The sequence below is a fragment of the Bradyrhizobium sp. Leo170 genome (assembly GCF_004296405.1).
Classification (GTDB): Bacteria; Pseudomonadota; Alphaproteobacteria; order Rhizobiales; family Xanthobacteraceae; genus Bradyrhizobium.
Genome location: NZ_PSRR01000287.1, coordinates 1 through 11147 on the forward strand (window position 1 = coordinate 1; position 11147 = coordinate 11147).

Genomic DNA, 11147 nt, shown 5'->3' on the forward strand with positions numbered 1-11147 from the left:
CCGAACGGGGGCGCGCGCCGGAGCAACGGCCCGGTGGCGCCGCACGATCGGACTTGGTGCCGTCACGTTGATATCAGGCAGTTGCGTTGCCGGCGCCGATGCGGGTGCATCCTGAGCGATCGCGCCGCTGCCGAGCGCGCATAGTACTAGCCAGCTTGCTCCACCGACGTGGAAAGCTCGTTTTTTCTTGAATCCCATTTTCCTGATCCTGATGCCGTCGGCCAAGCCGACGCACCGATTGCGATGGCCTTCGCATCCCGCTTGCGCGGCGGGCGTGCGAAGGCAGTTCGGTCAATCGATCAGGAGAGGGGTGGCGCGCGCGACTGGAACGCCCGATGGGGAGTGCCGAGATGTGTGAAGCCGGCTTCGGTGGTCAGCTGGAGAAGTTCGATCGCCTGCGGCAGCAACAGCACCGGCGGCGTGGCGAACAGCATGCCGTGCGCCATCGTGATGACGGCGCAGATGGCGCAGCCGTCGGCGGGCTGCTGATGGTTATCCTGGTGCGGAGATTGCTGCTGGGGCGCCGACAGGCTCGCCGCATCCGTGACCACGAGGTCCGCAGCACGAAGGACGTCGGTCTGCGATGTCGCGGTTTGGAGAGCGGGAGCGGCCTGCGCCGGATGGAAATGGCCGAACGACAGCGCAAACTGAACGGCGAGCGCGAATAGCGCCAGTCGCGCGCCAAGTTTGACGTGTCTTCGAATCCACTTCACGAGTTTACGCCCACCCCCGGGGGACGGTTATCCCAACCGTCCCGACGTTATATTATAACATCGGAAGGAGATGGCGGTGTCAACCGCGGCTCAGGCGAGCGCCGCGCGATCGGTTGAGGCTGTGTGATTGTTGCAACGGCGGCGAGGTGACAGACCCTCATGGTGAGGAGCGCGTCTTCGCGCGTCTCGAACCATGAGGCCCATCCCTCGAGACGCCGCTTCGCTTCACCCGGGCTACGGGACTACGGATCGGGCGATCTCATCGTCCCTCGCGCAGCCACGTCGCGGCGAAGGCACCGAGCAGCAGCAACAGGCCGATCAGGCCTGCGAACATCGGCAGCACGCCGACGCCCTTGACGACGCTGGCGTCGCGCATCCTGACGCCCATCCAGCCCTCGCCGCGGAACACGCTCGACGCGCGGACTGGCACGATGCGGGGCATATCGAGGCTGGTGCCGTCGACCACGCGGCGGGCGTCGCCGCCGGTCGCCTGCGCCAGCGGCTTCAGCATCTCGGTCGTGGACGTCACTTCCGAGAATTCCTTTGGGTTGGTCGGGCCGACATTGACCAATGCCTTCAGCGTGCCGTCGGTCGCCTGCCACAGGCCGAGCTCGTTGGCGGGCAGCGTCGCCTTCCATTCGCCGGGCTCGCCCTGGGTCAGCGTCATCTCACGCGTGGCGCCGCTCGGCGAGGTCACGGTGACCGGCGCAACGCTGTCGCCCATGGTCTGGCGCACGACGGAGAGATCGTGGCCCTGGATCTGCAGCCGCAGCGCCTCCTCGTCCAGATCAGGCTGCTTCATCAGCCAGTGCGACATCCGCCGCAGCAGGTCGAGATGCGGACCGCCGCCCTCATAGCCGCGCGCCCACAGCCAGATGTGGTCGGAGAGCAGCAGCGCCACACGACCCTCGCCGAAGCGCGACAGCAGCAGCAACGGCTTGCCATCGGCGCCGGTCATCACGGGCTGGCCGATCGCGTTGCGGGTGTCGACGGTGCGGAAGAAGCGGCTCCAATGCGGCGGCTCGCTGCCCGAGCCTTCCAGCCCGCGCGTCACCGGATGGCGCTTTCCGGCGTCGGAAAGATGCGCATAGAACGGCTTCTCGGTGACGCCCACGGGTTCGGCCGGGAGCACCGAGTCGAGCGGCGTACGCCAGATGCTGGTCGTGGACGCATAGTCCGGACCGGCGGAGACCAGCACCGCGCCACCGGCACGGACATAGCGCGCGATATTGTCGAAATAGGCGATCGGCAGCACGCCCTGGCGGGCGTAGCGGTCGAAGATGATGAGCTGGAATTCGTTGATCTTCTGCTGGAACAGTTCGCGGGTCGGAAACGCGATCAGCGACAATTCATTGATCGGCGTGCCGTCCTGCTTCTCCGGCGGACGCAGGATGGTGAAATGCACGAGGTCGACGCTGGCGTCGGACTTGAGCAGGTTGCGCCAGGTGCGCTCGCCGGAATGCGGCTCGCCCGAGACGAGCAGCACGCGCAGCTTGTCGCGCACGCCGTCGATGGCGACCACCGCGCGGTTGTTGACCAGCGTCAGTTCATTGTCGAGCGGAGATGCCTCGATCTCGACGATATTGGGTCCGGCATGCTTGATATCGATGTCGACATTGGCGGTCTGGCCGCTCTGCAGCGTGCGCTCGTTGATCACCTCGCCGTCGCGACGCACGGTGATCCTGGCGCTCTGGCCGGTCACGCCCTGATCGTCGAGCCGGTAGGTGATGGTCTGGGTCTGGCCGACGATGCCAAAGCGCGGCGCGGCCGAAATTGCAATCCGTCGGTCGCGCTCGTCCTTGCGTCCGGTAATCAGCGCGTGCACCGGCGCCTGGAAGCCGAGGGCGGCGGCATTGGCCGGGATGTCATGCACGCGGCCGTCGGTGATCAGGAAGGCGCCGGCGACACGGTCGACCGGAACGTCCGACAAGGCGGAGGACAATGCGCCGAACAGCTTGGTGCCGTCGGTCTCGCCGTCCGCCTGGCCGGCGTCGACGACGCGCACTTCCAGGCCCTTAATCTTCTTCAGGCTGTCGACCAGCGCCTCCTGGGCCTTCGCGGTCTCCTGGTTGCGCGTGCCGAAATTCTGGCTCGGGCTCTTGTCGATTACGACGGCGGCGACCGAGGACAGGGGCTCACGGTCCTCGCGGGTGAAGGAGGGGTTGGCAAGCGCGAGCAGAACCAGCGCCAGCGCCGCGACGCGTATCCATGCGCCGCGCGTGCGTGACAGCAGGAGCAGCGCCGCTATGACGACGATCGCCGCAAGCCCGATCCACAGCACGAGCGAGGGAACGAGGGGTGTAAATGCGATGCCGTAGTTCATAGCGAGAACCGATCCGCATCGTCATGCCCGGGCATAGCAGGCTGCCTTGCGCAGACTGCGTACACTTGTCTGCGCTCCCGGGCATCCACGTTCTTCCTGCAGCGTGGCAAGGCGTAGATGGCCGGGACAAGCCCGGGCATGACGGCGTGTGCGTGGTGAGTGTTCCGGCTTATCATGCGCATCACTGTCCCAGCCGCTCGATCAGGGCCGGCGCGTGCACCTGGTCGGCCTTGTAGTTACCGGTCAGCGTGTACATCACGATGTTGACACCGGCGCGGAAGGCGAATTCGCGCTGGCGCGGCTCGCCGGGGGTGAGCGGCAGCATCGCCTGGCCGTCGGGCCGGATCGCCCAGGCGCCGGCAAGATCGTTGGAAGTGATGATGATCGGCGAGACGCCGTCGCCGCCGCGCGCGGGCCGCTGCGCGGCTTCGTCATCGTCCTCGCGCGGCAGCGTCTCGACCCAAGTCTGGCCCGAAGTGAAGCGGCCGGGGAAGTCGCGCAGCAGGTAGAACGTCTTGGTCAGCACGTGCTCGCGCGGCACCGGCTCGAGTTCGGGCACGTCGAGCGAGGACAGGATTTCGCGTAGCGCCTGCATGCCCGGCGTCTGCGAGCCGCTGTTGTCGCCGGGCGGCGCCTCGACGGCGTCGCGGGTGTCGAACAGCACGGTGCCGCCCTGCTTCATATAGGCGTCGATCTTGTTGATCGCGTCCTGCGGCGGCTTTGGCGCGCCGGGGACGATCGGCCAGTAGATCAGCGGGAAGAAGGCGAGTTCGTCGCGCGCGGGATCGACGCCGACGGGATCGCCGGCCTCCAGCGCGGTACGTTGCGCCAGGAACAGTGTCAGCCCGGACATGCCGGCTTTCACGATGGAGTCGACGTCAGCATTGCCCGTGACGACATAAGCGAGCCGTGTCTGCGAAACCGCCTTCATGGCGAAGTCGTCGCTGTTCTCGGCGCGCGTGGTGGACGGCGCCATCGATGCCAGCAGGAAGGCGAGCGCCAGCGCCGCAGGTGCCGCGCGCCGCCGCCACAGCGCGGCAAGGCCGGCGCCGAGCATGGCGACCACGATCGCATCGAGCAGGAACAGACCGAGCGCCGACGACAGCAGGATGCCGCGGAGATCACGTGGCTCGGCATTGGTGTAGCTCGCCCGCCGCGCACGCAGGGCAGACGTATCGAGCGGGGCGATGCGGTCGGCGGTCGCCAGCGTGTTGACGGCGATCGGGGCGTCGGCCGGACCGTAGAGGCCGGGCGGGTGATCCAGCGTCGCGCGGTCGCGGTAATCGGCAGGCATCGGCTTGGCGGTCGACGGCGGCGGGCCGAACGCGCCAAAGCCATCCAGCGTGCGGAGCGGCGCCACGGTCTCGGCCTTGGCTTCGCCGGCGACCCCAGCACCAGGCTTCGAAGTGTAGCCGGACATGTCGACCAGCCGGCGCAGCATCTCGACGAAGGTGCCGGACATCGGCAGATCCGACCAGCGCGAATCCGCGCCGACATGGAACAGGCTGACCACGCCCTTGCCGCGATGCTCGCCGGTGACGAGCGGCGTGCCGTCTTCCAGCGACGCCCAGCTCTTGGTGGCGAGCACGGCATCCGGCTCGGCCAGCACCTGCCGGCTCACGGTGATATCCTTTGGCACCGCGAGACCGGCGAACGGGCCGTCGGCGGTGAACGAGGCCAGATGCTGCGGCTTCTCCCAGGTCAGGCTGCCGCCGAGGACACGCCCGCCGCGGCGCAGCTTCACCGGCACCAGATCGTCATCGGCTTGCGCCAGCCGCGGGCCGGCGAAACGCACCAGCACGCCGCCCTGGTCGATCCAGGCGTTGAGCCGCTCGCGGATTTCCGGCGACAGCGTGCCAACATCGGCCATCACGATCATCGGCAGCCGCTGGTCAAGGAATTGCGCGATCGCCTGCTGCGGCGCGCCGCGGTCGCCGAGACGCACATCGGCGAATGGCGACAATGCGCGGGAAAGGTAGAAGGTCGAGGCGAGCAGCGGCTGCGCGGTGTCGTTGGTCGCGCCGGAGACGACGCCGACCGCACGGCGCCGCCACCTCTTGTCGAGCAGCTGCACCGCGCCGGCGGAGCGCTCGCCGGCGATCTCCAACCGCGCGATATCGTTGCGCAGTTCGACCGGGAGATCGAACGATGCCTCGGTCTCGCGATCCTGCGGAGCGAAGCTGTAGCGCGCCTCGCCGATCGGCGAGCCCTTAGCATCCAGCGCCCGCACCGTGCCGGAGGTGATGCCGGTCTCGGTGCGCAGGACTTTTACCGTCATCTTGGCCGCGGCATTCTCGGCGGCGACGAGGGCCTGCGCGGACGGCGCGCCGCCCTCGTAGATCGTCAGCGTGCGGTTCTCGACCAGCTTGCCGAGGCCTTCGGTGAATTCCGCGCCGCGCCCGGTGTCGACACCGTCGGACAGCCAGGCGATCTCGGCATCGCCGGTGGCTTTCAGGAACCGATCGATGGCGGGCAGCGTGTCGACGCGGTCGATCGAATAGGGCTTTGGCGCGAACTGCCGCAGCGCGACGCGCGCGGTACCGGCCGGCATCAGCGTGATGTCACGCGCGGACTCCGATAGCGGCACCAGTGCCACGCCGCGGCGGTCGTTCTCCGCATTGGCGATCAGTTCGTCGGCGGCCCTGATCCGCGCGTCCCAGCTCGAGGCCGAGCTCCAGCCGTCGTCGAGCAGGATCACGAGCGGCGCCTTGGAGGACGCAAGGCCGGTCTGCGGATTCCAGATCGGCCCGGCCGCGGCGAAGATGACGAGCGCGGCGGCGAGGAGGCGCAGCAGCGTCAGCCACCATGGCGTCCGCGAGGGCGTCTCTTCCCTGGGCTGGATATCGAACAGCAATCTGGTCGGCGGAAACTCGATGCGCCTCGGCCGCGGCGGCATCACGCGGAGCAGCCACCACAGCGCCGGCAGGCTCAGAAGGCCCAGCAGCAGCATCGGTTCGGCAAAGGACAGCGGCAGGCCTGCGATCATGCGCCGAGCCCCACTTTGACGGTGGACCGTACGCTGGCCTTGCTGACCGTCATGCCGTTGTGCAGGAACAATAGCAGCTCCGCTGCGGAGCGGCTCGTGGTGTGGGTCGAGAACAACCAGTCGAGCCGGTTGGTCTCGGCGCGGATCTCGTCACGATGCAGCGCGACGCGCGCGACATAGTCGCTGGCCCAGCTCTCGGCGCGGCCCGCGGTGATCGCAGTGCCCGCTTCCGGTTCGACGAATTCGACGCGGCCGGAATAGGGGAAGGTTTCCTCGGCGGGATCGACGACCTGGATCACCGTGCCGTGCGCGCCGGAGGCCGACAGCCCGGCGAGCGTGGTTCGGATTTCCGAAATTGGCGACCAGAAGTCCGACAGCACCACGATCTCGGAAAGCGCCGACGGCACGAAGGACGGCGGCAGGCTGGCGCGGGTCGCATCGTCATGCAGTATCGCCTGCGCCATCTTGTCGATGACGGTGCGGCTCGCGGTCGGGTTCATCAAGCCGGGAATGCCGACGCGTTCGCCGCCGGCGACCAGCAATTCGGCCAGCGCAAAGGCGACGATCAGGCCGCGCTCGAGCTTTGAATCGCGCGCCTGCTTGGACGCGAACGCCATCGACGGCGAGCGGTCGGGCCAGATCCAGACGGTGTGCGCCGCCTCCCATTCCTGCTCGCGGACGTAGAGATGGTCGTCACGCGCCGAGCGCCGCCAGTCGACGTTCTGCGACGGCTCGCCGGAGACGAAGCGGCGATATTGCCAGAAGCTCTCGCCGGCGCCGGCGCGGCGGCGGCCGTGCAAGCCATGGATGACGTTGTTGGCGATGCGGCGGGCCTCGAGCACCAGGCGCGGCAGCGACGCGGCGAGCGATCGGCTTTCGCCATCGGCACGTCGGACTGCGACGATCTCCTCGTCTAGGCGCTTGTTCTCCGCGGCCATCAAGCGATCCGCGTCTTCAATTGCTTGATCACGTCAGGAATGGTGCGGCCTTCGGCGCGCGCAGTGAAAGTGAGCGCCATGCGGTGCTTGAGCACGGGTTCGGCGAGATCGAGCACGTCGTCGATCGAGGGCGCGAGCCGCCCGTCGAGTAGGGCGCGGGCGCGGACGGCGAGCATCAAGGCCTGGCTGGCGCGCGGGCCCGGTCCCCAGGCGATCAGCTTCTCGCCTTCCGGATTGGGCCGCGCGGCGCGCACCAGCGACAGGATGGCGTCGACGACGGAGTCGCCGACCGGCAGCCTTCGCACCAGCCGCTGTGCGCTGAGCAGCAGTTCCGCGTTCATCGCAGCCTTCGCCAGCGTCTCTTCCGCGCCGGTGGTCTCGAACAGGATGCGACGTTCGGCCTCACGGTCGGGATAGTCGACGTCGATCTCCATCAGGAAGCGGTCGAGCTGCGCTTCGGGCAGCGGATAGGTGCCTTCCTGTTCCAGCGGATTCTGCGTCGCCAGCACATGGAATGGCTTGGGAAGGTCATGGCGTGCACCCGCAACCGTGATGTGCTGCTCCTGCATGGCTTGCAGCAGTGCCGATTGGGTGCGCGGGCTGGCGCGGTTGATCTCGTCCGCCATCAGAAGCTGCGCGAATACCGGACCTGCGATAAAGCGGAACGAGCGCTTGCCGGTGCTGCTCTCATCCAGCACCTCGGCGCCGAGGATGTCCGACGGCATCAGGTCCGGGGTGAACTGGATGCGCTTGGTGTCGAGGCCGAGCGTGATGCCGAGCGTCTCCACGAGCTTGGTCTTGGCAAGGCCGGGAACCCCGATCAGCAGCGCATGTCCGCCGGAAAGGATCGTCACCAGTGTATTCTCGATCACCCGGTCCTGGCCGAAAATAACCGTGGAAATCGCCTCTTTCGCCGTACGGATCTGGCCGGCAACCTGCTCGGCCGAGCGGACGATCACGTCTTCCAGTTTTTCGACACTGTCTGCACCAGCCATTCCGTGCTCCTTATCGACGGCGCAACCTCGCGTCGTCACGCCATTGGCCCCATGCTAAGCATACGCGAAGGCCATGTATTCGTTGAATTAAACTATCCCCACCTTAACGGGTTTTCAGGGTATGAACGCCATCACGATGTGGCGAGAACGGCATACCCGCGCACATCTGAAGGATGTACGTAAGCGACGTGCACCAATCGTGCCAGATTGAAGCTCTCAACCTTAAGGCAAACCATGGCGAACGAAGGGCAAACAAGCCGTCAGGGCCTCGAAGGATTGACCGCCGCGGCCACTAATGCCGCGAAAACAAATCCTGCCGGCGGCAAGGGCCTTCCACCCGTGCATTTATGGAATCCGCCGTTCTGTGGCGATCTCGATATACGAATCGGCAGCGACGGCACATGGTACTATATGGGAACACCGATCGGCCGGCCGGCGCTGGTGCGGCTATTCTCCACCATCCTGAAACGCGAAGACGGCAAGCATTTCCTGGTGACGCCGGTGGAGAAGGTCGGCATCCGCGTCGACGATGCGCCATTCCTCGCGGTCGAGATGCAAAAGGATGGGGACGGACGCGGACGTCTGCTCAGGTTCCGCACCAATGTCGACGACTGGGTCGATTGCGACGCCGCGCACGCCCTCCGTTTCGAGCCGGGCAATGACGGCGGGCTCACGCCCTATCTGCACGTCCGCGCCGATCTCTGGGCCAAGGTCACCCGTCCGCTCTACTACGATTTGGTTGACATGGGGGAAGAGCGGATGGTCGATGGTCGTCCGATGTTCGGAATCGAGTCCGGCGGCGCATTCTTCGCGATGGCGGATGCGAAAGAGGTGAGGGACGCGCTTTGAACGAGCCGATGCTGAAGACGGAGCCGGCGGCGATTAGCTCGGCGGAATTTTTCGCGCGCAGCCACGCGCGGCTGAATTTCGACGTCCCGCCCGGCCTGGTCGATCCCAACATCATTCCGAGGACCGGCGACTCCGGCAATGACCGCATGCTCGAGATCATCGCGCACGAACAGCCGGTGCGGCCGGCCGCGGTGCTGATCCCGGTGGTCGACCGCGATGAGCCGACGGTGCTGCTGACGCAGCGCTCGGAGCATTTGAGCAGCCATGCCGGCCAGATCTCATTCCCCGGCGGCAAGATCGACGCGACGGATGCCTCTCCGCTCGACGCCGCGCTGCGCGAGGCCGACGAGGAAGTCGGGCTCGCGCGCGACTTCATCGAGCCGATCGGCTATCTCGATCTTTACGGCACCGCGTTTGGTTTTCGCATCCTGCCGACGGTGGCGCGCGTGAAGCCCGGCTTCAAGCTCAGGATCAACGAGGGCGAAGTCGTCGACGCATTCGAAGTGCCGCTTTCGTTCCTGATGAACCCCGCGAACCATCAGCGCCACAGCAAGGAATTTCGCGGCATCGAGCGCTCCTATTATGCGATGCCCTTTGCCGAGCGTTACATCTGGGGCGCGACCGCCGGGATCCTGCGCGTATTGTATGAACGGATCTACCTGCCATGATCCGTCCGGTATTGACCGAGATCGGAATTTTCCTGATCCCTTTCGCGGTCTATGCCTTGTTCCTCATTGCAACGCGCTCCGGCGTCTTCGCGAAATCTTCCTGGCCCATGCCTTTGATTGCGAAGCTGGTGCTGGGAGCGCTGCTTCTGGTCGTGGTCAGTTTCGTGCTGCTCGCGCATTTCTCCGGCGCGCCGCCGAATTCGACCTATATCCCCGCTCATATCGAGAATGGCAAGCTCGTGCCCGGAGTTGAGAAATGACGCACGCACGTGCGCTGGAGCAGGCGCCTTGGCTGAGATCGGGATCCACGGCACGCGTGCTCGCGCTGCTCAACGCCAACGGCGAGGAAGCGCGCGTGGTCGGCGGCGCGGTGCGTAACGCGCTGCTGCACCGGCCGATCGGCGACATCGATCTCGCGACCACGGCGGTCCCTGAGGAGGTGATGCGCCGCGCCAAGGCGGCAGGAATCAAGAGCGTGCCGACCGGCATCGAGCATGGCACGGTGACGCTGGTCGTCGACAAGCATCCGATCGAGGTCACGACGCTGCGCGAGGATACCGAAACCTATGGCCGTAAGGCCAAGGTCGCATTCGGCCGCGACTGGGCGCGCGATGCCGAGCGGCGCGACTTCACCATCAACGGCCTTTCGGTCGATGCCAAAGGCGTGGTGCACGATCATGTCGGCGGGCTCGACGATATCGCCGCTCGCCGCGTGCGCTTCATCGGCGATCCCAGTCAGCGCATCGCCGAGGATTACTTGCGCATCCTGCGCTTCTTCCGCATGCATGCGGCTTACGGCGTCGGCGATCCCGATCGCGCCGGCTATATCGCCTGCATCGCCGGCCGTGCCGGCCTGGCGCAGCTTTCGGCGGAGCGCGTGCGCATGGAAATGCTCAAGCTCGTGGTGGCTGACGGAGCGGTGGCCGCGGTCACCGCGATGGCCGAGGGCGGCCTGCTGCAGATGATTCTGGGCGGCGTCGGCTATACCGCGCCGTTCGCAGGCATGATCGCGGCCGAGCGCGAGCTCGGGCTCGAGGCGAGCGCGGTGCGCCGGCTCGGTGCGCTCGCACTCGCCATCACCGAGGACGCAAAGCGCGTTGCGGTCAAGCTGCGGCTCACCAATGCAGAGGCGAAGGCGCTGGAAGCGATGGCGGATCGCTGGTGGCAACTCGCTGGTATCGACGAGGCGGCGGCGCGCCGCTGGCTCTATCGTCTCGGCGAGGCGGCCTATCTCGACCGGATGATGCTGGCCTGGGCGCGGATGAGCGATGGCCACGACATCGCTCATTGGCGCGAACTGGCGCGCCTGCCGCAGCGTTGGCAGGCGCCGAAATTTCCGCTGAAAGCGGCCGATTTCATCGCGCGCGGAATTGCCGAGGGACCGGCGCTCGGCCATGTGCTGGCCCAGGCCGAACAGGCGTGGCTCGCTGCGGAGTTTCCGCTCGACCAGGCGGCGCTCTCGGCGATCGCCGATGAGATGGTCGCCCGCTTCGCCCACGACCACCGATTGTGAACTCCTCGCCAGCCTGTCCGGTAGCCCGGGTGAAGCGCAGCGTAACCCGGGGTGCTGGTCGACATGGAGCGGAGTTGTCCCGGGTTGCGCTGCGCTCCACCCGGGCTACGAGGTTGCTCATTGTCACTGAGCGCCAGGCGCCGCCCGGCTTTGTGAACTAGC

At 66.7% G+C, this 11147-nt stretch carries 10 protein-coding genes; 4 read left to right on the forward strand and 6 right to left on the reverse strand.

Annotated elements, in window-relative coordinates:
* From CWO89_RS47200 to CWO89_RS33250, 6 genes are all read right to left on the reverse strand, one after another.
* On the reverse strand, positions 1 to 225 hold a 225-nt coding region (locus tag CWO89_RS47200), incomplete at its 3' end, for a hypothetical protein (RefSeq protein ID WP_207234625.1).
* Positions 226 to 299: 74 nt separating this feature from the next.
* Entirely contained in the window at positions 300 to 713 is a 414-nt protein-coding gene (locus tag CWO89_RS33230; protein ID WP_130582710.1) for a DUF2946 family protein, read from the reverse strand.
* A 259-nt stretch (positions 714 to 972) separates the two neighbouring features.
* Positions 973 to 3036 (reverse strand): hypothetical protein, encoded by a 2064-nt coding sequence (locus tag CWO89_RS33235; RefSeq protein ID WP_130582711.1) that lies wholly within the window; start codon positions 3034 to 3036, stop codon positions 973 to 975.
* Between the two features lie 181 nt (positions 3037 to 3217).
* Complete coding sequence (locus tag CWO89_RS33240; protein ID WP_463702773.1) at positions 3218 to 6022, reverse strand: DUF4159 domain-containing protein; 2805 nt, start codon at positions 6020 to 6022, stop codon at positions 3218 to 3220.
* Entirely contained in the window at positions 6019 to 6960 is a 942-nt protein-coding gene (locus tag CWO89_RS33245; protein WP_130582712.1) for a DUF58 domain-containing protein, read from the reverse strand. Before CWO89_RS33245 ends, CWO89_RS33240 begins: the two co-directional genes overlap by 4 nt.
* Complete coding sequence (locus tag CWO89_RS33250; protein ID WP_130582713.1) at positions 6960 to 7955, reverse strand: AAA family ATPase; 996 nt, start codon at positions 7953 to 7955, stop codon at positions 6960 to 6962. Before CWO89_RS33250 ends, CWO89_RS33245 begins: the two co-directional genes overlap by 1 nt.
* 234 nt (positions 7956 to 8189) lie before the next feature.
* On the opposite strand from CWO89_RS33250, the gene CWO89_RS33255 reads away from it, so the two are divergent.
* From CWO89_RS33255 to CWO89_RS33270, 4 genes are read left to right on the forward strand one after another with little or no spacing between them, the layout of a single operon-like run.
* On the forward strand, positions 8190 to 8804 hold the full coding sequence (locus CWO89_RS33255) for a DUF1285 domain-containing protein (protein ID WP_130582714.1): 615 nt from the start codon (positions 8190 to 8192) through the stop codon (positions 8802 to 8804).
* 8 nt (positions 8805 to 8812) lie between these two features.
* A complete protein-coding gene (locus CWO89_RS33260) occupies positions 8813 to 9472 on the forward strand; it encodes a CoA pyrophosphatase (RefSeq protein ID WP_394568022.1) in 660 nt (219 codons plus the stop codon).
* The gene (locus CWO89_RS33265) at positions 9469 to 9732 is read left to right on the forward strand and encodes a DUF6111 family protein (RefSeq protein WP_130582716.1); all 264 of its coding nucleotides are present in this window, start codon (positions 9469 to 9471) and stop codon (positions 9730 to 9732) included. The genes CWO89_RS33260 and CWO89_RS33265 overlap by 4 nt, the downstream gene beginning before the upstream one ends.
* Positions 9729 to 10985, forward strand: a complete 1257-nt coding sequence (locus CWO89_RS33270) for a CCA tRNA nucleotidyltransferase (RefSeq protein ID WP_130582717.1) — start codon at positions 9729 to 9731, stop codon at positions 10983 to 10985. The genes CWO89_RS33265 and CWO89_RS33270 overlap by 4 nt, the downstream gene beginning before the upstream one ends.
* The last annotated feature ends 162 nt before the right edge of the window (positions 10986 to 11147 follow it).